The following is a 23202-nucleotide window of genomic DNA, read 5'->3' as shown; positions in this document are numbered from 1 at the left end:
GAGCAGAGTGCACCCTTATTTTTATAGCTTTCAAGAGTTCTTAACGATGGGTGAACATGGCCCGTATGTTTGGAGTAGTTGGGGCATTACCGTGCTCGCTATTCTTGGTCTGATATTTTATAGCTTGAATCAGCGTCGCCGATTGTTAAAGGAGCTTAAGATACAAAATGCCCGTCAGCAGCAGCGCAAACGCGGCTCTCAAAACAGATAACATTATTGTGTAAGAACAAAGAAAGATGGCATCGTGATAAGCATATTATGCGATGCCGAAATTGAATATTAGAGACATGTATTTAGCATTAAAGAGACTAATAATAAGGTTTCGTTAAGCCGAAGAGAGATTTTCTTCACTCACACATTATTGGTGTCTTATTAGCGGCTATGCTGATGGGATACTTTAGGTTATGAAAGGCAATCTTATGAATGCTGTACGCCGTAAGAAGTTAATTTGGGTCGCCGCGACATTATTCGGTGCAATTATCGCTGTCGTTCTGGTGATTTACGCCATCGGTCAACAGACAGATTATTATTTCGACCCTACCGCAATTGCGGCTGGCGAAGCACCGCAGAATAAACGTATTCGTGCTGGTGGTATGGTGGTCAAAGACAGCGTGAAGCGTGATCCAAATAACGAGTTAAAAGTGCAATTTGCTATCACTGACTTTAATGCCAGTGTGCCTGTCAGCTATCAAGGAATTTTACCGGATTTATTTGCAGAAAACTCTGGCGTGGTTGCCACCGGTAAGATGCAAGGCGATGTGTTTGTTGCCAGTGAAGTATTGGCTAAGCATGATGAGAACTATATGCCGCCGGAAGTAGCTGCTTCACTCAAAGAAGAGCATGCAGAGCGCGGTGTTACGCCAGACTCAGAACAATTTAGTCCGGCTATTCCAGTTAAAAATAATACAGAGCAGGGCAATCATATGACTCAAACGTTAGAAAAAGAGTAGAGTATGACGAGATATTAAAAAAAGCGTGGTTTAGATTACGTCTATTAAGATAATGGATATTGAGCGTCTAAACCAGGGTAATAATTTGATAGTAAAAAAGGGTTAACCTAAGCATCATCTACTGATGGGCTTGGTTTAACCCTTTTCTTTTTGGGTAGGAGACTTGGCGTCGATAGGTAGGACAACGATAAAGCGCGTATGCCCATTATAAGTATCAGTGCGGATAGTGCCTTGATGCGCTTCTACAATCTGTGCAACCAATGACAGTCCCAAGCCTGATCCTTTATTCTTCTGCTGTAAGCGCACAAAGGGACTAAAGATCTCTTTACGCTTGTCTAGTGGGATGCCGGTGCCTTGGTCAATAACAGATACTACCGCATAGTTTGGCGTGACCACAGGCTCAGCCTTTGGACGACGTAAACGTTTAGCAAAGCCCATTTCGTTGAGTTTACTGGTTTCAGGCTTCCCTTTTTTAGCCGTTTTGGCTGGTTTTTCTTTCGAGCTGTCCTCAGCTACCGCGTTCCCTTTATCCTCAGATGATGTGTTCTTAGCATTCTGGAAATCATCAGTATTTACTTTGGCATCAGGCTCATTGGGGGACAGTAACTCTACATACTTTGAATCATTATTAGCTGAGGTAACGCCTAAATCTACTGAGTTACTATGAATCGCATCCTCTGTTATCGGGTCATTAGAAGCAATCGAGTTTTTATCTTCAGCTATATTATCAGTCATTATACCATTATTTGTATTCTCGACCAGCTCTGCATCTTGTATATCTCCTTCAGTACTAGGTGCAGCCAAATCAAATAAGCCTTCTGGCGGATAGATGGCATCTGCTTTATTCACCACGCCATAGACATGAACGTCAATAGGCGGCTTGCCATGAATCAGAGCATTATTTAATAGATTACGAATCAGATGGATCAGCAACTTCGGTTGACCTTCAATTGTCAATGCCTTGCCGTACAGGGTGGCTTCAGGATAATGCTGACATTCTTGACAGACTAAATCATATAGATTCAATTTCTCATTAGACTGTGCTGCATGACCCGCGTCGAGACGACTGACAAGTAAGATACTTTCAACCAAATCATTTAGACCGGTTAAATCACGATTGACTGCTTGCGCCCGTTTCTGGAATTGTGCTTTTGTGTTTTCAGACAACTCGCTTGAGAGCATATCCATCATCTCAATTTGTAAACGAATACGCGTAATTGGGGTTCGTAGTTCATGAGAAGCATGAGCCAACAGTAGATTATTGGCATTAATTAATTGCTCTATCTTTTGAGCGGCTTGGTTAAAGCCTTTCGCCAAGCTAGCGATTTCATCGGTACCTTTAGTCACTTTGGCAGGGACACGTACGCTAAAGTTACCCTCCCCAAGTGCAGCCATTTGACGGCTCATCTGATTAATACGCCACGTCATAGAACGGGCAATCCACCACAATACGCCTGACATTATACCGAGCAGTAATAAGGTACCGGTAAATAGGTTTAAGACGGCCCAGAGCTCAGAGCGCTGCGGCGGGTTACGTGGCTCATACAGTAAAGTATACCCGCGGTCACTCATTGCCTGCACATTGAGTTTATCAGATGAGAAAAAGGCCGGTAGCATACGTGAGATTAAAGAGGGGTCTTCAGGTAACGTCTTAGGTAAGTCGCTATCATCTGTCTGAATCAATAAATGACCCTGACGATCATATAGCCCCATTTTCGCTTGCAACGACTCATCAAAGATATCAAAACTCTTTTTGATAACGGCCAACATAAAGCGAGCCTGTAACAGCTCGTTTGTGGTCGTAGCATTATCTAGCTCATCAACAAAAGGGTCGACCTGACTAACGATTTGTTTAGCAAGTACTTCCCAGCGCGCGTCGGCTGAATTGTCATGCACCATATTCATGAGTGCAATCATAGCAATAGCAAACAAAACCAGTGTCAAAGTGACACTGGCAAAGAGCTTACTAAAAACCGTTTTAAAACCAATCCGAGGCATAAAAAGCTCTAACTTAAGTCAAATGGACTCATTAACTGGCTATATAAGAGTAACTGTCGATTTATTACACTTGGTCCGTGGCAAATTGATAACCCACACCGCGCACAGTGATAATACGCTTAGGTTGACGAGGATTATCTTCAATGAGTGCTCTTAATCTTGATATATGCACGTCAATAGCACGATCAATATTATCTGAACTGTCATCGTTTGGCATGGCTTGCCATAATTGTTCACGGTTTAACACTTTACCCGCATGAGTGGCAAAGTAATGTAGAAGTTGGAATTGATGGGTGGTTAAGCGAACCGGTTTGTCATCAATTGTCACTTCATGGCTGTCTGGGAATACACTTAAACGACCAAAGGTTAGACTATCAGACTGACCATCCGCTTGATTTGGCTGCTCATGGCGACGCAATACGGCACGAATACGTGCTAACAGCTCGCGCGGCTCAAATGGCTTGGCGATATAATCATCAGCACCCATCTCTAATCCTAGTACACGGTCTGTAGTGTCGCCTTTAGCGGTCAACATCACGATAGGCACTTTATTCGTTTGAGTGTTTTTGCCGCCACGGATTTTCTGACATACTTGCATGCCATCCATATCTGGTAGCATTAAATCTAGGATAATCAGATCAATGCCGCGTTCTTTTGTATCTAAGATATCCAAGCCTTCTTGACCAGTAGGGGCATGGTGCACCTCATAATAATTCATCGTGAGGTAATCGCTGATTAGTTCGGCTAAATCTGGATCATCTTCAATTAATAAAATATGTTTGCTCATCGTTATTATCCTTAAAATATTCAAATGTTATAAAAGTAATTGTTATAAAAGTGGTAGAAGGCTCTAATACGTTTGGCAATATCTAATGGTCTGTTGATTATGATTCATTATTAAGACTTGAATCACTCGCCAGACAGTAAATACGTATGCCAATTTTAAATCTATAATGCCTAATAAAGGTATATCTTAACAATACACAAATTGTTACTATTCCTCGCTATTGTTACACGAGTCATTATTCGTTAACACAATCCCACCTAATAGGGCGGTATTAGCTGCCTTTTATAAATATTGAGTTTAGTGAGTACGAATAATAGAAGCAAGCGATAAATAAAAGCATTTAGCGACTAAATAAAAATAATATCTGTGTTGACCTAAATAGCTTTAGGAGCGCTAAACCTAGGAAATTGGTAGTAAAAGCAGCTAATTTGTGCTAAAAATAGCATCACTATAAAGAATCATAGAACGTCTTTAATACGGGCTACTTATTTTCAGATCAATCTCTTGAGATTGTGAGTGATAGCACTGGTTTTTGCTGCACTTATAGACATATCAAAGCGAAGCTTGAAAATAAAAAGCAAAGCTTTTTCAGTGTATTAGAGGCGTTTATAACACAGGATAATCAGAATGGATATTAGTTTTGACGGCTTAAAGGTCATGGTCATTGATGACTCAAAAACCATCCGCCGTACGGCTGAGATGTTGCTACAAAGAGTCGGCTGTGAAGTAGAAACAGCAGTAGATGGGTTCGAAGCCTTGGCAAAAATAGCCGATTATCATCCTGATATTATCTTCATCGATATTATGATGCCCCGCCTTGATGGCTATCAAACCTGTGCCATTGTCAAAAACAATCCTGATTTTGCTGATACGCCTATTATTATGCTGTCCTCCAAAGACGGTCTGTTTGATAAAGCAAGAGGCCGTATTGTGGGCGCAGATGAATATCTCACCAAGCCATTTAGCAAAGATGAGCTGTACGATGCGTTAAGACAGCATCAGAAACAAGCATAACGGAGCATGATATGGCTAAGGTTTTAGTGGTTGAAGATTCGCAATCTGAAATGGCACGGTTTCGTGAATTGCTCAAAAAGCATAACTACGAGGTGATTGAAGCAACCAATGGCAAAATGGGCGTTGAGATGGCCATAGAACATTTGCCTGATGTCATCTTGATGGATATCGTCATGCCCGAAATGAATGGCTTTCAAGCTACCCGTCAAGTGGCGCGCGGTGAGAGCACCAGTCATATTCCGGTGGTGATGATTAGCACCAAAAACCAAGAGACCGATAAAGTGTGGGGCAAGCGTCAAGGTGCCCGCGCTTATTTGACCAAACCCGTGCATGAAGATGAGTTATTGACGACCATTCATTCAGTAATAGGATAAACCGCTGTGGCTTTAAAAGGATTTATAGAGTTACTGCGCTTAGACAGCATGGCCAAGGCAAGGCTTTCAGGTAATGCGGACAATCGAGATCCAGATTGGCAAGGTGTGGCCTTTGAAGTTGCTGGCGAGCGGTTTGTTGCGCCCATTGGCGAGATTGCTGAGGTTATTGCCATGCCGACTGCCTTAACCCCTGTTCCTTTGACCAAACCATGGCTATTGGGTATTGCCAATGTGCGAGGTCAGCTCCTGCCGCTGGCTGATTTAGCAAAATTTCTAAATCTAAACAGCCGTGCGCAGCAGTTATCGCACCGTAAAGTGTTGGTTGTTCATCAGCAAGACATGTTGTTCGGTATTTTGGTGGACAGTGTTTGGAATATTAAAAAGTTTTCTGCCGAACAATATCTAGCCAAGACGCTGCCTAATAACTCTCCTTTTTTGCCTTACAATCATGGCCAATTTGTTCAAGACGAGCAGCATTGGCCTATTTTTATGCCCAGTTTGTTAACCCAAGACCCTCGTTTCTTAGATGCGGCATTGTAGCAAAACGGGTTGCTAGTGTTTGTAGATAAGGGTGGTTTGTACTAGGCAATTGGATGTTGAGCAGTCTATGGATATTAACTGACCTGTGCATATTATGGCGTAGAATAATCATGGACAGATGACATACCACACGGCATATTCAATAGCCATTACCCAAACAATACATTAATAATAATCCATGCCGTGTGCGACCACGCGTGAAAAAGACTTAACTTAAGGATAGCCCCTAATGAACAATGCAGCCCATGTGCCTGCCCGCAATACCAATCACTCTCAAAACACCAAGTCACTGTCAGCGGTCGATGGCAATCAAAAAAAATGGCTTTATATTTTAATTGGCTTTGGTTTATTAAGCTTGATTAGTTTGTTGTATTTGACGGTTACCTTAAACAAAGTCACCAGTAGCGTCAGTAGCGTCAGTAGCGTCAATCAGCTTGAGGTGACCTCATCCAATCTGGTTCGCCACGTAAATGATGCCGTTTTTTCTAATGATACTGCGGTTAGTAGCCGTGCTCATCAGCAATTATCAGAGGACATCAATGGCTATGAATCAGCGTTAGCCGATGCCTCTGATAGTGCCTTAGATAACCAAACAGTCTATCAGGCATTGGGTGAGCAGTGGCAATCCGTTAAGCCTGATATTGAGTTTGTGATTAATAGTAGCGCACAGGTTGCAGCTGACACTAACGCAGAAGACCAAGCGGCGACAACAGAAGCGCTTCAAAATAGAGCCAATACGGTCAGTAACTTTGCGGCCCAGACGCAGGACAACTTAGCGGATGTTAACCGAAATATCTTAGCGCGTAACAATATCATCATTCCTGCCTTGCTGTTTTTATTAGGCTTTTTAGGTACGTTGTATGCACTATATCGCTTATATCAAGCAGGGCGTGATACGCAGCGCTTATTGATCGAAAAAGAGACACTGCGTCAGCGCGATGAGATGGATGTCGAGTTTCAGCGCGCGCAAGCGGTTCAAGAAGAGAACGAGCGCAATCAGCAAGCGATTTTACGCCTGCTTGATGAGTTAGGAGATTTGGCTGATGGTGATTTGACAGCCAATGCCACTGTAACGGAAGATATTACCGGTGCCATTGCAGACTCCGTAAACTATGCTATTGATCAGCTACGTCAACTGGTGCAGGCAATTAATACTACCGCATCAAACGTTGCTGATTCATCGCAAAAAACTCAGCTTACTGCAACCGAGCTTGCAGATGCCTCTGAGCAGCAGTCGAAAGAGATTGCCAAAGTATCGTCTGCGATTGATCACATGGTGAGCTCAATTGAGCAAGTATCTTCAAATGCCGCGCAGTCAGAGTCGGTTGCGCAGCAGTCGGTCGCCATTGCCCATAATGGTGCCGAGGTGGTACAGCGCTCGATTGAAGGTATGAATACCATTCGCGAGCAGATTCAAGAAACCTCTAAGCGAATCAAACGTCTGGGCGAATCATCACAAGAGATTGGTGACATTGTTGGTCTGATTAACGACATTGCGGATCAAACCAACGTACTGGCTTTAAATGCTGCCATTCAAGCATCGATGGCGGGCGAGGCCGGTCGTGGTTTTGCCGTTGTTGCTGACGAAGTTCAGCGTCTGGCAGAGCGTTCAGCGAATGCAACCAAACAGATTGAAGCCTTGGTAAAAACCATTCAGGCCGATACCAACGAAGCAGTAATGTCGATGGAGAGCACCACTGTCGAAGTGGTACAAGGTGCAAAACTGGCCAAAGATGCCGGCGAGGCGTTACAAGAAGTGCAATCGGTATCTAATAACTTGGCAAGCTTGATTCAAAGCATCTCTCATGAAGCTAAAATGCAGGCCTCATCCGCAGGTAGTATTTCGGATACCATGAGCGTGATTCAAAGCATTACCTCCAAAACCACCTCGGGCACCACGGCAACGGCTCGTTCCGTCGGGGAGCTTAATGAGATGGCAGCGTCATTACAAAAATCTGTATCTGGCTTTAAGTTAACCGAGGCTGACACCCTGAATTCTGCCAAAGCCAAGGGATAAGTAATGAGCACTGCGCCCAATTTATTGCTAACCTCTGAATGGCTGTTTCCTATGCTCAAAGAGCAACTGCTGGCTCTACATGAGCGGCTACAGCAAACGCCATCTATTGAGCTTTTAGCAAAGATATCTACTGATTATCAGCAACTTCTAGAGCAGCTACAAGTGGCTGAGGTCGTCGATTTTATGAATCTGGCGTATCTATTAGAGATGGTGAGTACGGCCATGGCAGAGCAGATATTGTCTGTTGACTATGTCGATATAACTCTGGCTGCCAGTGAGTCTTTGCTACAGGCGCTGCATCACTATGTCAAAATTGGCACTTACGAAGAGACCGAAATCATCGGTCATTGTCAACAGCTACATGACCTATTGGCCGCTAAAAACATTCGTTTAGATTTGCAGCAAAGACCTTTATCCAATAATGAGGTTGAAGCCGCCCAACAACCCGCGCAGTTGGCACACAACGCCTTATCATCAGACTCACCATCAGAGAACAGCACTACTTCACATACGTTAGAAAATCAAAGAGATGCAGAAGATAATATAGAAGACTTCTTGATTCACGATGAAATGACCGATGCCGAGCTCGACGAATTAGAGCGTCAGCTAAATCCAGATTATATCGCTAAAACTGAAGCAAAAACTGACCCTGTAGAGCCTGAGTCTTTTACGGATGTCGAGTTTGATGTGATTGAGTCTAAGCAAACTCAGATTGATGCGGATAATAGCGATATTGATGGAAATAAAGTAGATCCCCAAGCCAATCAGCCTGCATCAGTAACCAATAATAGCGCAGTAGTTTTTCAATCTACTCTTCATGAGGTCGTTATTCCCAGTGATGCGCAGGACAGTGAGCCTGAGATTAAAGAGATTTTCGTAGAAGAGGCTTATGAGGTATTGCAGGAGATATCTGGCCATGCCAAGCAGCTGCTTAATTATAGTACAGATGATACAACAGCCTTAATCACAGAGTTACGTCGCGGCTTTCATACCTTGAAAGGCTCAGGACGTATGGTCGGTGCTTTCACCACAGCTGAGCTGGCATGGTCGATTGAAAATATGCTTAACCGCGTGCTCGATGGTAGTATTGGTTTTACCTCGGGTATGGTGCAGCTAGTCGATGATGTGATTGAAGGTTATCCTACTCTGATTGATATCTTTGAACAACAAAGCAGTTATCCAGAACGTTTGAAAATATGGATGACGAGTGCCGCGATTTATGCAAAAAATAGCGATGCCGATTTTGATTATTCACAGTTAGCACCGCATAGCAAGACTGAGTTATCTATAAATCATGCAACCGAACAGGCAGATTTAGCCGAAACAAATATAGAGGCCTCGACCAATATGCCAGCAGCAGAGCTGGTATTAGAGGAGATGACAACGGCCAATGCACGCTTAGAGCAAGCGGCAAACGAGGATCTAACCGATACTCAAGATACAGATACTGAACTTCAACAGGTATTTGCCACAGAAGCCAGTGAGCTGCTTGCTGATATCGATCGAAGTTTGGCCAAAGTAGCAGGTAAACAAAGCGCTGTTGTCGAAGATGATCTCGTACGTGCGTTTCATACCCTGCGCGGTGCAGCCAGTAGTCAGTCATTAACTGCGATTAGCGATATCAGTGCTACCGTTGAGCACAGTTTAGAGCAGTTACAGCAACAAGATGAGCCGATGACTTTGCATCATCTACAGACAATCACTCAATCGGTCGAACTGATTAAAGGCTATATCAATAAGCAGCAAGTCACTGCTTTACAGTCATCGACGCAGCAGATGCAGCAAGATATTCAGCAGCTGCATGAGGCATTTGATAGCTCGCGAGCAGAGGAGAGCGAGCAGGATATACCGTTTAATGTGGCCGATTTAATAGACAAGCACGTTGACGATGTTTTGGATGCTCAGTGGGAGCTTGCGGCGGTCTTTGAGCAGTCAGATACTCAGGCGATAGCGGTGTACGCGGACAAACTAGATCAACAGTGTCAACTGTTATTAGAGCGAACACAGGGTTCAGCAAAGTTTGTCACTATTATTAGCGCACTACAGCATCTATATCAACAGATTACAGCAACCCCTGCGTTTGCTCAAAATGCTGAGGTTATTGAATCGTTAATTGCAGGCCATGATGAGTTAACAGGTTTGCTAGATTCTTTAGCAGGTAGCATGGCGTTAAAGCTAGATGATGAAGTGGTTAAGCAGTTAGAATACTGGAGTGAGCAAGCTAGCCATTTAGCAGAAGCTGTGGATGGCAGACAATCCGCTGAAGCTAATCCAGAGAATGATAACCAAGCTGATAATCATCAAGATATAAGCATCGAGCCTGTAGTTGCTGCGTTGCAAATTGAAGAGATTGAGACCGATGCTGAGCTGTTAGAGATATTCTTAGAAGAAGCTCAAGATATTGATAATGATGTCGGTCAGCAGTTGACGCTTTGGAAAAAAAATCCTAAGTCCACAGAGGCGATAGCTATTTTACAGCGTCATTTGCACACCATTAAAGGTGGTGCACGTATGGCGGGTATTAATAGTATTGCCGAGCTGATGCATGAAGCTGAGACCTTGTATGAGCAATTTGTAAAAGGCGTAATTACGCCAGATATGGCTTGGATTCAAGTCATGCAGGCGGTACAAGATACCTTAGCCAGTCAAGTTGAATATCTAGCGACTCAAGGTAAGTCCTTTTATGTGACCGACTTTATTAAGCAACTGCGTGCAATATCGAAAGCTAAAGAACTGCCTGATGGATTTCGACTGATCTTACCGAAAACCCCTAACGACAATCAGTCAGATAGTCAGAGCACCATAAGCACTAATCCGCAAAGTGCGCCAGAGTTATATCAAGATAGTACGGTTGATGTTGAGAGTCAGGTATCAGGAGAGACTGATTCTGTTAATATCACATTCAATTATCTAGACGGTGTATTAGCATCAGAAAATACAGTGATGCCAATATCAGATTTAATAGAACAGTCTTCTAGTCCAGAGTCTGAAGTTGACTCCATTGAGCTAGAATTTGATCGATTAAAATCAGAATCTTGGGCTGGCAGAGTTCCAGATCCGGATATTCTTGAGATATTCTTGGAAGAAGCGGATGAGGTCTTAGAACATCTTGAGTCACATTTTCAAGATTTTCAGCGCGATATGACCCAGCAAGATGAGGGCGGATTATCGACTGATAATATCATTTCTCCTGCACTGTATCATTTGTCAGGTGAGTTGCAAAAACTAAATGGTGGCGCGCGCATGGTCTATGCCGATAGCGTCGCTGATGTCACACAGCATCTTGAAATAGCGTATGCAGAGTTTCTTAAACCGCAACAAATAACCCCCTCTGTCTATCCACTATTATCACTCACTCATGAATGGCTCGAGCAGGCTATTTATCTGATTAAGCATGGCATTAATCCGCCTGCTGCCGATGCACTAATCACCAAGCTTGCAGACTTTAAAAAACATCCTGATGCACTGCAAGCGCTTCCAGATGTATCGTTGCAGGGTTATATGGAAGCGATTAATCGTTATGAGAAATGGCGAGATGCGCGTTTAGGCTTGCGTGATATCAGTCAAATGCCAGCACATCTAGCTGTCACTCCGCAGACAGAAAAGCAGCCAGTATCTAGCAGTGAGATGATACGCGTACCCTCAACCTTGATGGAGAAGATGATCAATCTATCGGGTGAATCTGCTATCCACCGCTCGCGTATTGAATTGAGTGTCAGTAGTGTAGGACAGACCATTCAAGAAATGGAGTCGACGGTGCAGCGACTTGCCGAGCAGCTGCGGCGTATGGATATTGAGCTTGAAACTCAGGTTCGCTCTCAACTCGATGATGATCTTAAAGCCGATGCAGACTTTGATCCACTCGAAATGGATCAGTACTCGGTCTTTAACCAACTGTCCAAATCCTTGTCCGAATCGGCGTCAGATTTATTAGATATTAGAGCCACTTTACAAGAAAAGGCGCGTGATACCGAAGGGCTATTGTTACAGTTATCACAGACGCAAACGGAGCTACAAGAAGGACTGATGACCTCGCGTATGATGCCGTTCGCGCAAGTGTCGCCACGTTTGCAGCGCATCGTGCGTCAGACCGCCAGTGAGCTTGGCAAATCGGTAGAACTGGTTATTATCAATGAGCAAGATGAGATTGATAGAACGGTTCTTGAGCGTATTACCGCACCGCTTGAGCACATGCTAAGAAACTCAGTCGATCATGGTATAGAGATGCCCGCTGAGCGACGAGAGGCTGCTAAGCCTGATACAGGGCGTATCGTGATTGATATTAATCGCGAAGGCGGTGAGATTGTTATTAGTGTCAGCGATGATGGTCAAGGTATCGATGTTAATTCGGTACGTCAAAAGGCTATCAGCCGTAACCTAATCAATAAAGACGACACCACATTAACCGACATGGAAGTGATGCAATACATCTTCCATGCCGGCCTCAGTACTGCCAGTAGCCTGACTCAAATATCCGGTCGCGGCGTGGGTATGGACGTAGTATTAAGTGAAGTGCGTCAACTGGGTGGAACGGTATCGGTACAATCACAGGTTGGGCAGGGTACGGAGTTTGTTTTACGATTGCCGTTGACCATTGCCATTACCGAAGCCTTGGTTGTCCGTTCCGGCTCTCAGAAGTTCGCGGTGCCGCTGATTCAGATTGACCGTATCGAGCGCCTAAATACACAAAGTTTACTCGATTATTATCAATCAGAAGATAGATCGCTTGAGATTGCCGACAATGATTATCGTGTGCGTTATCTAAACGAGATATTATCTAGTACATCGCTAAGCGAGCTGTCAATAAACAACAATATAAGCCTACCTGTCATTATTCTCAAAAATCAGGCAGGACAAAGACTGGCACTACAAGTCGATGAAATCGTGGGCTCACGCATAGATGCGGTGGTGAAGCCTTTAGGACGACCACTGGCAAATGTCACGGGTTTCTCAGCAGCGACCATTACCGGTGATGGCGCAGTAATGCTCATATTAGATGCGCTCGATTTGATGCGCAATGCCCCTGCTCAGCAGCAGATAGTCCATTCAGTAAGCGCTAAAAAACAAGCCATTAAGCGCAGCACACCACAAGTATTGATTGTGGATGACTCAGTGACGGTACGTAAAGTAACCTCACGTATTTTAGAGCGACAAGGCTATAAAACCTTTGCCGCGCGGGATGGGGTCGAAGCATTAGAAATGCTACAAAGCTTGCGACCCGATGTAATGCTACTAGATATCGAGATGCCGCGTATGGATGGGTTCGAAGTTGCCTCGCACGTACGTCATGATCCGCAGTTAAATACCTTACCGATTATCATGATTACCTCGCGAACCGGTGATAAACATCATCAGCGAGCGCGTCAGATTGGTGTCAATGCGTATCTAGGTAAGCCATTCCAAGAGGCCCTCCTGATTTCCACTATCCAAAGCCTGATTAAACAAGCATCAGGAGTACAGGGTGGTTAATCATAGCATTTTGGAAGGTATAGCTGCCAAACTTGATAATAATAAGACGACTAATATTCGAGTTATGGTCATCGCTGAGACTTCGCAGCAGCGACAAGCCTTTACGGATACATTGACGAAATTTGGTCTGACATTAGTAGGATGCTTGGCACCATCGGAGATTATCCATAATCAGATAGATACATCAAAGATTGAGGCAGATATTTGGTTGGTTGACAGTCAATATGATGATGCGTTGTATCATCGGTTAGAGGACGCATTTGGTGATACGGACTTATCTGATAAGGCACTAGCTAGCCGAGATGCGTTAAGCCGGCAGCGGTTGATGCTGGTTGGCTTTGAGCAAGCACCGCAACCTAATGAAATGAATCTATATGCGAAATGGCAGCGCAAACTAAGGCGTAAGCTGGCAAGTATGCTGTCACTGCCGCAACCAGAGTTGAAGGATTCTAATGAATGCTTATATAAGGATAATAGCTATAAACCGTGGCAATATATATTGCTGTTAGTGGCTTCTGAGCAGGATAATAAAGCCGTCGCTGAATTTTTAGACTGTTTACCTAGTGATTTACCGGTTGCGATGATAGTAGCGCAGCCGACAGATAGCGATAAAGTACATGCCCTACCACAGCAGATGAGTGAGCATAATCATTGGCAGAGCCAAGTGATTTCGGTATCTTTGAATATGCAGGCCGGTCATTGCTATATTGCACCGCCGCAGCCTCAGGTCGTTTATGATTCTACAGGCCGTGCTATTATCACTGATCAACAATGGTCTACCGCTAATACGCCTTGTCTGCCAAGTGTGATAGAGAATTGCAGTGATGCTTTTGGTGAGCAGTTGATTGGTGTTTTATTTTCGAATGTAAAAATGGATAGACCTCTAGATATTGGTAAGCTTGAGGAGAATAACAGTCAGATTTGGCAGCAAACGACTGAAATGTTATCGAGTAGAGCACAGCGGATGCAAACAGAGACCAAATTGCCGCAGTATCGTGGTTCATCATTGCAATTGGCACATTATCTGACGGCTTACATTAACCATCAGCAAAGCAGTGTTTAATGTTTTTTATATTGATATCAAGACAGTCAGGGAGACAGGGCGATGGTCCAATCTAAATTAGCAGATACGGCAAGGCTTGAGCATAGCGATTTGTTGACCGTCAATGCAGGCGGACTAACAGTCACAGCCATTTCTGTTGCTGGCTCGCCAAATTGGCTAGTTCCAAGTAGTCTGGTTGTAGAGGCAGTATCTTATACATCCGCATGTGAGCAAGAAGCGTATCGAGTCTTACTATTCTCAGCATTGTCTTTGGCTGAAAGGGGGCGTGACCCTGAGATGTTGGTTGTCCTACAAGGCCATGCACCCGAACAGTCCATCGGCTTGTTGGTCAATGGGGAGCTTGAAGAGTACCATATTAAGATTGCTGATATTAAAGATGCAGAGGATGATTTAAACCGTCAGGTCAAAAAGGATAATGGGGATAGGGTAGAGGATTATATTCTCCAAAACGTTGTTTTTAATCATCAAATTTATGCTGTTCCTGATATCGTAGCATTATCAGAGCATATGATATCAACCGATAAAATATCTGATTTAAACGTATAATAGCAGCCAGACTTTAAGTCAGATAATGGATGACACTCTAGCATAATCGAATAGGTGAGTTATGAGCACAAACTTAAATGAGTCCGCTTTAAACAAATCACAGCCGACTAAGCCTAAAAAGTGGTCAGGCGCTGTGCGTTTTTTTCATTGGGGCGGGGCGATATTACTGATTTTACTGTGGATAATGATAACCCTGCATGAAAGCTCGGATGGCTCCACTTATTTGATGTTGCACAGAGCCTTTGGTGTTTGTTTGCTGCTGTGGATGATTGTTCGAGTCATTGCAAGGGTTATTAGCCAGTCGCCTGCACCAATGCCTATGCCCAAGTGGCAAGTTGCACTGTCTCATCTGACTCATTTGGCATTATATGTGTTGTTATTTGCTATGCCAATTTCGGGTATATTAATGACTTGGTATGGTGGACGCAGTATCGATATGTTTGGTCTGTTCGAGCTGCCTACCATGTTGGTAACAGATAGACCTCAGGCCCGTTTTTTTAATGATGTGCATGCCGATATTATTTGGCCGGCTATCTTGTTCTTTACAGCGCTGCACTTAATCGGCTTTATTCAGCATCAATTTATTAAGAAAGACCGTATTATAGCTCGGATTAAATAGACAGCTTTGGGTCACTGCTTATGGTTTGATAGTAATGTGAATAGACTGTAGACGATGGGACTTTACTTTAGAAAGTGAAAAAGCGCTGTCAGTTAATGACAGCGCTTTTATAATGCGACTCGAGTTTTAAAGTATTGTTCGTAGTGAACCCTTTATTATAACAATAAAGAGAAACGGCCTAAGAGACGTTATTTACTCTCAGGTAAGCTAATATTCATCTCTAATACATCAAGATTGTCTTCATGGCGGTGATTAATATTAACATCGTTAATCTGTACACCATTCACATACTTATTAACCACTTCTAAGATCTCACGCTTCATATTCTCAATACGTTCTGAGGTGAGACGTGAATTTAAGCGGTTTTCACTAGCGACGATAACCTTAAGTCTTTCTGTCGCCATATTGGCACTACCAGAGCTTTTGGTTTCTGCGCTAAACCAGTTACTCCAAAATCCTTTTTTTCTAGACATGCCTAACCTCCAAACCAGCGTTGTAAGAAGCCTTTCTTCTTAACATCAATGTGACGTAATGGTCTATCTTCACCTAAGAAGCGGGCAACGATATCTTCATAACACTGGCCGGCAGTCGAATCACCATAGTGAATAACAGGTTCACCATGGTTTGAGGCTTCAAGAACACTATTACTTTCAGGTACCACACCCAGTAGGGGCACCTTCAAAATATCATTTGAGATGGTATCTATATCCATCATTTCTTTAGCAGCAGCACGTTCTGGGTTATAGCGATTGATAATCAAATGCTCACGTACGGTACCTGTGCCTTCTTCTACTTTTTTGGTTCGGCTTTGTAGCACACCAATGATGCGATCTGAATCGCGTACAGAAGAGATTTCAGGATTGGTAACAATGATTGCTTCATCAGCATGGTACATTGCAAGCTGTGCACCGCGCTCAATACCCGCAGGCGAGTCACATATAATATAGTCAAATTGTTTTGACAACTCTTCGATCACTTCAGCCACACCTTCGTCAGTTAACGCATCTTTATCTCGCGTTTGACTTGCCGGTAAGATGTATAAGTTTTCTAAGCGTTTGTCTTTTACTAGCGCTTGCGATAAACGTGCATTGCCTGAAATCACATCAACAAAATCATAAACAATGCGATTTTCACAGCCCATTAGTAGGTCTAGATTACGCAAGCCCACATCAAAATCAATGACGACAGTTTTATAACCACGTAGTGCTAAGCCTGCGGCAAATGATGCACTTGTCGTAGTTTTACCAACACCACCTTTACCAGAGGTAATTACAACGATCTTTGCCACTATGGCATACTCCTATAAATCTATAAAAATGAGCACAAAGGTGCTCATCACCATTTTAAACACTTAGTGCTTTTGTCAGCTATTTTGCAACAAATTAAACGTTGCAATAAGGAAGCACAAACACACTAATAAAGTCAAATTTTATCCCGCTAGATTATCACAGATACTCGTAAAGTTACAGTATCTACCAAAGCATACGCTTAATTTATGAGTCTATAACTTCATACTGTGTGTTAAATCTTAACGTCTGTAACAACAGTTATCGTCTATCTTACGTTAATCGAGCAGTGTTATTAAAACGGGTAGAATTAAATTAAGGCTAATTTGCTTAGGTATTGTTCATGATTTCAAAGACTAAGCCTTGGCCCTCTACAAATCGTACCTGCACAGGTTGATCAATCATCTCCTCAGGGATACTGTCATGCAAGCAGTAAGTCCCTGCTACAGATACCAGTGAAGGATTAAAGCGTTGACAGAATATACGCGCCTCTTTATCACCGGTTGCGCCAGCGACTAAACGTCCTTGCGCACGGCCATAGATATGCAGGCTATTATCAGTAATTACCTCTGCACCGTTATTGACGCTATTGGTCAAAATCAAATCACCACCAACGTGGTTAATACTTTGACCAGAACGCAGCATTTGATCATAAATCATGCTAGTAAAGCTTTCATTAGCGGTAATCTCTGGTTCTTCTTCGCTAATAATTGCCTGTGCTTGAGTAGGCGCAACTGTACTACTGCCATCCTCTGCCTTTGTTGCTTTGGTCGCTTGAGCAACGACCTGAGGTGTGGCCTTTTTGATAGGGCGAATACGCTCAATGCGTTTGCCATCGCCTGGGAAGATAGCCAAGCGTAGCTCTTTTGCGGCATCATCTAAAATTCCGGTTACCACACCAATGGGCTGTAAGCCCCAAGACCAGAATAGATCGATTAAAGCAGGTAAGTCTTGCTCGATTTCACTTTCAATAATGACAGGAATTTGACTGCTCTTATTGCTCAAAGTTGACTCTAGAAATGTCTCAATTTCGGTTAAGTCAGCAGTTTCTAGTTTAATGCGTGTAAAGGTCAGCATTTTCCCGTACATTTTCAAGGCAGGCGTCTCAGTTGCAGCGGTCATAGCAAATCCTTAAAGATAAAAGTAGCCGTATTATTATTAGGTTTTATTGGACTGATTGTCTGTAATCAAATGAATTATTGGAATAAAAAGGAAGGTCTAACTGTTTGTCTAAGATTACCAATACGCCCCGCCGAGGTCTAGGGTCAGTCGGTTATTTTAGACAAATATTTTTAAAGTTAATCTGATAATCCATATGCATCGTTAAATATAATAGGCACTGTCGCAAAAACGACTGGCAGAACATGGTAAAAGGCTGACAGGTTTAATATTAGCCCAGATTACAGATTACAGATGTAGATGCTCTTGATGCTTCCACTGTTGAACCTTAACTTGCTCCTCAAAAGCAGTCAGACTATCGTTCACAACACCAGAGACAAGAGCATCAAGCTCTGGATTATTCAGATTAATATTGGCAATGGTTTCAGCGATCTCATCAATTAGTGCATCGGTAATCTCAGGCTGAGTTAAGTGTGAGAATAGGGTATTAGTGATGTTCTCGCCGATATTTTGACTCACCATATGTAGCTGACTTTCTATCAGTCCGCCAGCAATTGGGATCATACGCAGATAGCGGCGCAGCTCAGGTGTATTATTGAGTGCATCCTGCACTGATAAACCGACTTCAACAGACAACGCTTTCGTAGCCTCACTATGCGCAAGCTTTTTGAGCTGAGGGGTTAGCTCCTCTTTTAAGACGGAGGCGAGCATGGCTTGGATTTGAGGACGATTTTTATTTAATGTCTCATCAAGAAAGCGCTGATTGGCCTGCTCATCTGCAAACTGCTGACGTATATTGCCAGTCGCAGTTAAGATGACGCGGTCAGATAACTCTTCAAAAAGCACATCGTAATAGAATTTACCTGTGGCAATCCATTTTTTGGGCAAGACTTGATAGCCCAATTGATACAGCTTACGGCCTATAAAGAAAGCACGCAATAAACGCAGCGCGCGCAGCTGAGGGAAGCAGCCGAGTACCTCATACCAGTGTGCAAAGGGAAAGAAAAACCAGCGCGTATATTCTTTGTTAATAATTGACAATATCCAACGCAGCGCTAATTCAGCGATTAAGAATATGGTAAAAAAGCCGCCAAGCACTCGAAGCGGATGATGAATATCTTCTGTATAAACCGCATGCAACGATGCCACATTCATCCATTGTGCTACTTGAGCCACAAACTTACTCATTAAGAGCAAATCTACGCTAATAATCATTAGATCAATCACAATAACAATCAACATAACAATGTCATAAAGTAGCGCCAAACGAGTGGCTGTTTTGCTTTTGAGCGGCGGTGGGAGCTCTGATGAATGTAGCTGCTTTGAATTTGGATGGGTCGGCGCTGTTTCGGTGTCTAAATCAGCCATGCGTATGAAATGCCTTTGGTCGGATGCGGTATTTAGCCGTTGCGGTATGGTGAGATTGCTATGTTTAAATAAAATCGCTGGATGTATATAAGGTATTTTCGACCTGTTTTAGACGTTCGAGACGCCGACCCTCTTTATTCTATTAGGGCTTATTTTGTAGCGTGCTTATCTCATCATATATAGATAGGCATAAGCACACAATAAACGAGACGGCGTCAGAGCGCTAATCAATGACTCAATGAACACGGTTACGGCTCTAAATTATGAGGTTTTATCTGAGTCCTCAAAATCCGCTTTCATACGTGTAATGAGCTCATCTTTTTCTTGCCAGATTTTATCGAGCCAGGCATACATGGTCTGCTTCATGGCCTCGTCGTTATTGTAATCACCTTCCTCAATGGCTGTAAAGAGCTCTTGCGGAATATCAATACGCTTCACATTAACGCCCAAGCGCTTGATATTACCTTTCCATAAGTCAGTATAAGAAGGGCTACCATCTGGATAAACGATGGTCATATCTAAAATACCATCAATCTGAGGACCAAGCGCCTGAATGGCTAGAGAAATACCACCAGCTTTTGGCTTTAATAGATTTTGATAAGGAGACTGTTGTTTATCGCGCTTCTCAGGAGTGAAGCGTGTGCCTTCTAGATAGTTCAATAACGCAAAAGGCTTATCTTTTAATAGCTCACAGGCACGTTTGGCTTCGAGAATGTCACGACTCTTAAGATCAGGGTTTTTGGCGATTTGCTCTTTGGTATGGCGTTTCATCATCGGAAAGTCTAAGAAATAGAAAGCTTGACCGACAAATGGAATATAAATCAGATTAAATTTGGTGAAAAAACGCGTTAAGGGCAAACGGCCTTGGCTAATGTACTGCACAATACTAGTATCTACCCAAGACAGATGATTACTAATTAACAGATACTGTTTGTCCTGCTCTAAATCATCAGGCAATTCAATACGCCAATCTCTTTCGGGTAATACATTATCAATCAGCTTGTTATTGGTTTCAATCCAATGTTTGGCAATCTTGATAACCGCAGTGTCAGCGACACTTGAGCCGGTAGCAACTTTGGTTGCCCCTAATAACCATAAAGGTGGACCATAGGTAAAGGTGTTGGCACCGATAACGCCAGCGGCAGTGGTCAAAGAGGCAGCTTTGCCTAATAAAGGTGATTTATCATGCAGACGTTGATATATTTTTTTTATTTTCGTTTTCATAAATCAGACCAAGGTAATGTGCTAGAAACAAAAAAAGGGAGGCAGATAGTTTACAATTGTAAACCAAGTATCCTTCCGATGACAACGACTCCCTCTAATTTAAGCACAAAAACAATTGAGATACTGCTTTTGTTCATAAAAGAGTTGGGCTAGTGGTGATGAATTCTTCTGTCAATCTACTGCAAATCCTTATAAATAATATAATAACAACTACCGTATGTGACAGAAGTCATGTTTTGTTACATATATGCCATACAGCAAAACCACAATTTATTACATATAGGTAGGTTTTAACCGGCATAATAACTATTGAAACATTTGCTAACTTTATTAAGCAAAGCTTTCTATTATAATGGGACTTATACAGTTATCGAACATACCGTGTTTATAAGTCAACTATACAACGACAAAGCCGGTGATGACCGTAAATAGAAAGTTAAATTTATGGATTTATATTGAGGATTGATTATGAAAAATAAATTAATGATTACAGCACTAGCATCAACAATGGCCCTTGCAGGTTGTGCTACTGATCCAAATACTGGACAACAGTCTATTAACAAAGGTGTATTAGGTGCATTAGGAGGCGCAGCAGCGGGCGCCGGTATCTCTAAAGTTACTGGCGGCGAGCATATCGGTCGTGATGCAGCTATCGGTGCAGCACTTGGCGGCGCAGCTGGTCTATACATGGAAAGACAAGAAAGACAGTTACAGCAGCAAATGGCAGGTACTGGCGTAGAAGTTAATCGTAACCCAAATACGGGTAATATTGACCTAGTTATGCCAGGCAATATCACCTTTGCTCATGATAGCACGAACATCAACTCATCTTTCTACAACACGCTTAATAAGCTTGCTGCTACTATGGTTGAGTACAACCAAACGACAGTAAACGTTGCAGGTCATACGGATAGCACTGGTAATTCTTCTTACAACCAAGGTTTATCACAGCGCCGTGCTCAAGCAGTTGCTAACTACTTAGTACAACAAGGTGTTTCTGCAAACCGTATCCGTACTATGGGTTATGGCGAGACTCAACCTATTGCCTCTAACAATACTGAATCAGGTCGTCAACAAAACCGCCGTGTTGAAATCCAAATCAACACACCACAAAATATGAATTAATCATTGTTTAAGTAGATTATTTTAATATCTAATAAAATTTTAGTTTATAATAAAAATAGGTCAGCAATTGTTGGCCTATTTTTTTTGTCCGAAAAAGGGTTTATTAGATAATTAAGAAGCTTTAAAGTTTTTATATTATCTTATTGATAATAGTTATCGATAACTCTATAATTCCTATGCGCATTCAAAAAAACTTTAAAACCCTTTATTAAATAAAATTTGAGAATACCTTATGGCTTTAACCACTAAAAATACTTTTATCAAATCAAAGTTAGCCGCTGCTTTGATGGCGACTACTTTGAGTGCTTTGGCGCTGTCAGGCTGCTCTAAAGAGAAAGATGCCGCAGAAACAACTACTGAAAGCAGCGTAGAAGTTGCGGAAAATGATGCTGAAACTACCAACCAAACATCGGGTAGTTATGATCAAGCGTCTGTAGATAAGCTATTAAATAGCTATGCTGATATGGCGCATGCAGCCTATGAAGACTCGCTAAATGAAGCCCTAAAGCTACAAGCGGCTATTGATAAGTTAGTGGCAGAGCCAACACAGGCTAATTTAGACGCTGCAAAAGCAGCCTATAAAGCCGCACGTCAACCATACTCACAGACTGAAATTTTCCGTTTTGATGAAGGTTTTGTTACTGCCAATGACGATAGACGCATCGGTAGCGTGGATGGTTGGGAAGGTCAAGTAAACGCATGGCCACTTGATGAAGCCCTAATTGATTATGTCTCAGACGATTATGCCGGCGAATATAATAGCAAAGACAACATTATTAACTCAGACCGCATCACGGTTGGTAGTATCGAGCAAGATACCTCGAAAATTACACCTGAGCTGCTAGCCGAAATGAATGAAATAGGTGGTAGTGAAGCCAACGTAACCACAGGCTATCATGCGATTGAGTTTTTACTTTGGGGTCAAGACACTAATGGCGTTGCAGAAGGTGCGGGTAACCGTCCAGTGACAGATTATATGGCCAACGAGCAATGCACTAGCGGTGAAGGAAATTCTGCTGATTCAGCGGTGTGCGCCAAACGTGGTGAATATTTACAAGCTGCTGCTGAGCTGCTTGTAAACGATTTAAGCGAGATGGTTGCTGAGTGGGAACCAGGTCTAGGTAATACGCTACGTAGTGACTTGATGGATCGCAGTGATGACAATGCAGTACGTCAGATTTTCTATCAAATGGGTAGCCTTGCCTTAGGCGAGCTTGCATCAGAGCGGATGCAGGTCGCTTTTGTGACCGGTTCGACCGAAGACGAGCACGAGTGCTTTAGCGACCTGACTCATTTAAGCTATGCCAATAATGCCCGCGGTATTGATAACGTGTTTAATGGTCATTACAAAACCGTATCAGGCGATACCATTGGTGATTATGGTATCAAACAGTTCTTAATTGATGCCGGCCAAAAGGAAGCTGCTGAAAAATTGGATGCAGAATTCAAAAAGGTTGAATCAAGTTTTAATACCATCGTAGAGCAAGGCGAGAAGAACGGTATTAAAGTAGACCAGATGATTGCAACGGTCGGTCAAGCGAGTAAGCAAAACGTTTCTGCTGAAGAGCAAAACAAACGCCGAGGCTGGATTGAATCGGCTATCAATGATTTAAAATCGATGACTGGCGAACTAGAAAATGCTGCTAAGTCGATTGGTATCGATAACCTAGATGCAGACAGTGGTTCGCAGTTCTAGCCATTGA

The 23202-nt window shown here is 42.9% G+C and carries 18 protein-coding genes and 1 pseudogene; 12 read left to right on the top strand and 7 right to left on the bottom strand.

What is annotated here, in order from left to right; all coding sequences use genetic code 11:
* Positions 1-7 precede the first annotated feature (7 nt).
* Both ccmD and ccmE read left to right on the top strand, forming a co-directional pair.
* On the top strand, positions 8-211 hold the full coding sequence (gene ccmD / locus AC2SLM_RS10185) for a heme exporter protein CcmD (RefSeq protein ID WP_486553648.1): 204 nt from the start codon (positions 8-10) through the stop codon (positions 209-211).
* 208 nt (positions 212-419) lie between these two features.
* The gene (gene ccmE, locus AC2SLM_RS10180) at positions 420-950 is read left to right on the top strand and encodes a cytochrome c maturation protein CcmE (protein WP_486543781.1); all 531 of its coding nucleotides are present in this window, start codon (positions 420-422) and stop codon (positions 948-950) included.
* A 135-nt stretch (positions 951-1085) separates the two neighbouring features.
* On the opposite strand, the gene AC2SLM_RS10175 is transcribed toward ccmE, so the two are convergent.
* Together AC2SLM_RS10175 and AC2SLM_RS10170 are read right to left on the bottom strand one after the other, a co-directional pair.
* Positions 1086-2948 carry an ATP-binding protein gene (locus AC2SLM_RS10175; protein ID WP_486553647.1) on the bottom strand — a complete coding sequence of 621 codons (1863 nt, stop codon included), beginning with the start codon at positions 2946-2948 and terminating at the stop codon, positions 1086-1088.
* 64 nt (positions 2949-3012) lie between these two features.
* Complete coding sequence (locus tag AC2SLM_RS10170) at positions 3013-3735, bottom strand: response regulator transcription factor (RefSeq protein ID WP_486543755.1); 723 nt, start codon at positions 3733-3735, stop codon at positions 3013-3015.
* Positions 3736-4362: 627 nt separating this feature from the next.
* On the opposite strand from AC2SLM_RS10170, the gene pilG reads away from it, so the two are divergent.
* The 8 genes and pseudogenes from pilG to AC2SLM_RS10130 all read left to right on the top strand — a co-directional run bounded on the left by pilG (position 4363) and on the right by AC2SLM_RS10130 (position 15377).
* A complete protein-coding gene (gene pilG / locus AC2SLM_RS10165) occupies positions 4363-4749 on the top strand; it encodes a twitching motility response regulator PilG (protein ID WP_486543756.1) in 387 nt (128 codons plus the stop codon).
* An 11-nt stretch (positions 4750-4760) separates the two neighbouring features.
* Entirely contained in the window at positions 4761-5123 is a 363-nt protein-coding gene (locus AC2SLM_RS10160; RefSeq protein WP_486543757.1) for a response regulator, read from the top strand.
* A gap of 6 nt (positions 5124-5129) precedes the next feature.
* A complete protein-coding gene (locus AC2SLM_RS10155; protein WP_486543758.1) occupies positions 5130-5663 on the top strand; it encodes a chemotaxis protein CheW in 534 nt (177 codons plus the stop codon).
* A 958-nt stretch (positions 5664-6621) separates the two neighbouring features.
* Positions 6622-7680: pseudogene (locus AC2SLM_RS10150) on the top strand (methyl-accepting chemotaxis protein); the annotation flags it as partial.
* Between the two features lie 3 nt (positions 7681-7683).
* Positions 7684-13149, top strand: a complete 5466-nt coding sequence (locus tag AC2SLM_RS10145) for a hybrid sensor histidine kinase/response regulator (RefSeq protein WP_486553646.1) — start codon at positions 7684-7686, stop codon at positions 13147-13149.
* Complete coding sequence (locus tag AC2SLM_RS10140) at positions 13142-14212, top strand: chemotaxis protein CheB (RefSeq protein WP_486553645.1); 1071 nt, start codon at positions 13142-13144, stop codon at positions 14210-14212. Before AC2SLM_RS10145 ends, AC2SLM_RS10140 begins: the two co-directional genes overlap by 8 nt.
* A 42-nt stretch (positions 14213-14254) precedes the next feature.
* Positions 14255-14758 carry a hypothetical protein gene (locus AC2SLM_RS10135; RefSeq protein WP_486553644.1) on the top strand — a complete coding sequence of 168 codons (504 nt, stop codon included), beginning with the start codon at positions 14255-14257 and terminating at the stop codon, positions 14756-14758.
* A gap of 61 nt (positions 14759-14819) precedes the next feature.
* Positions 14820-15377, top strand: a complete 558-nt coding sequence (locus tag AC2SLM_RS10130) for a cytochrome b (protein ID WP_486553642.1) — start codon at positions 14820-14822, stop codon at positions 15375-15377.
* Positions 15378-15565: 188 nt separating this feature from the next.
* Here the strand turns inward: AC2SLM_RS10130 and minE are convergent, their stop codons facing one another.
* The 5 genes from minE to AC2SLM_RS10105 all read right to left on the bottom strand — a co-directional run bounded on the left by minE (position 15566) and on the right by AC2SLM_RS10105 (position 20374).
* The gene (minE, locus tag AC2SLM_RS10125) at positions 15566-15850 is read right to left on the bottom strand and encodes a cell division topological specificity factor MinE (RefSeq protein ID WP_486543763.1); all 285 of its coding nucleotides are present in this window, start codon (positions 15848-15850) and stop codon (positions 15566-15568) included.
* A gap of 2 nt (positions 15851-15852) precedes the next feature.
* Positions 15853-16665, bottom strand: a complete 813-nt coding sequence (gene minD / locus AC2SLM_RS10120) for a septum site-determining protein MinD (RefSeq protein ID WP_486543764.1) — start codon at positions 16663-16665, stop codon at positions 15853-15855.
* Between the two features lie 328 nt (positions 16666-16993).
* Positions 16994-17785, bottom strand: coding sequence for a septum site-determining protein MinC (minC, locus tag AC2SLM_RS10115; protein ID WP_486553640.1), 792 nt, complete (start codon positions 17783-17785; stop codon positions 16994-16996).
* A 285-nt stretch (positions 17786-18070) separates the two neighbouring features.
* Positions 18071-19150 (bottom strand): hypothetical protein, encoded by a 1080-nt coding sequence (locus AC2SLM_RS10110; protein WP_486553639.1) that lies wholly within the window; start codon positions 19148-19150, stop codon positions 18071-18073.
* 261 nt (positions 19151-19411) lie between these two features.
* Positions 19412-20374: an acyltransferase gene (locus AC2SLM_RS10105; RefSeq protein ID WP_486553637.1), complete on the bottom strand. Its 963-nt coding sequence runs from the start codon at positions 20372-20374 to the stop codon at positions 19412-19414.
* A gap of 468 nt (positions 20375-20842) precedes the next feature.
* Between AC2SLM_RS10105 and AC2SLM_RS10100 the strand changes: the two genes are divergently transcribed.
* Together AC2SLM_RS10100 and AC2SLM_RS10095 are read left to right on the top strand one after the other, a co-directional pair.
* Positions 20843-21499: a YiaD family glycine zipper/OmpA-like lipoprotein gene (locus tag AC2SLM_RS10100; protein WP_486553636.1), complete on the top strand. Its 657-nt coding sequence runs from the start codon at positions 20843-20845 to the stop codon at positions 21497-21499.
* A gap of 232 nt (positions 21500-21731) precedes the next feature.
* The gene (locus AC2SLM_RS10095) at positions 21732-23195 is read left to right on the top strand and encodes an imelysin family protein (protein ID WP_486553634.1); all 1464 of its coding nucleotides are present in this window, start codon (positions 21732-21734) and stop codon (positions 23193-23195) included.
* Positions 23196-23202 lie beyond the last annotated feature (7 nt).

Source organism: Psychrobacter sp. CX16, assembly GCF_057396245.1.
This window is presented reverse-complemented; position numbering and strand designations above follow the sequence as displayed.

Coding starts and splice junctions, on each gene's coding strand:
- AC2SLM_RS10170 (WP_486543755.1), bottom strand. CDS start 3,735: ATGAGCAAACATATTTTATTAATTGAAGATGATCCAGATTTAGCCGAA.
- AC2SLM_RS10110 (WP_486553639.1), bottom strand. CDS start 19,150: ATGGCTGATTTAGACACCGAAACAGCGCCGACCCATCCAAATTCAAAG.
- AC2SLM_RS10145 (WP_486553646.1), top strand. CDS start 7,684: ATGAGCACTGCGCCCAATTTATTGCTAACCTCTGAATGGCTGTTTCCT.
- AC2SLM_RS10175 (WP_486553647.1), bottom strand. CDS start 2,948: ATGCCTCGGATTGGTTTTAAAACGGTTTTTAGTAAGCTCTTTGCCAGT.
- AC2SLM_RS10105 (WP_486553637.1), bottom strand. CDS start 20,374: ATGAAAACGAAAATAAAAAAAATATATCAACGTCTGCATGATAAATCA.
- AC2SLM_RS10100 (WP_486553636.1), top strand. CDS start 20,843: ATGAAAAATAAATTAATGATTACAGCACTAGCATCAACAATGGCCCTT.
- AC2SLM_RS10095 (WP_486553634.1), top strand. CDS start 21,732: ATGGCTTTAACCACTAAAAATACTTTTATCAAATCAAAGTTAGCCGCT.
- minE (WP_486543763.1), bottom strand. CDS start 15,850: ATGTCTAGAAAAAAAGGATTTTGGAGTAACTGGTTTAGCGCAGAAACC.
- AC2SLM_RS10160 (WP_486543757.1), top strand. CDS start 4,761: ATGGCTAAGGTTTTAGTGGTTGAAGATTCGCAATCTGAAATGGCACGG.
- ccmE (WP_486543781.1), top strand. CDS start 420: ATGAATGCTGTACGCCGTAAGAAGTTAATTTGGGTCGCCGCGACATTA.
- pilG (WP_486543756.1), top strand. CDS start 4,363: ATGGATATTAGTTTTGACGGCTTAAAGGTCATGGTCATTGATGACTCA.
- minC (WP_486553640.1), bottom strand. CDS start 17,785: ATGACCGCTGCAACTGAGACGCCTGCCTTGAAAATGTACGGGAAAATG.
- AC2SLM_RS10130 (WP_486553642.1), top strand. CDS start 14,820: ATGAGCACAAACTTAAATGAGTCCGCTTTAAACAAATCACAGCCGACT.
- AC2SLM_RS10135 (WP_486553644.1), top strand. CDS start 14,255: ATGGTCCAATCTAAATTAGCAGATACGGCAAGGCTTGAGCATAGCGAT.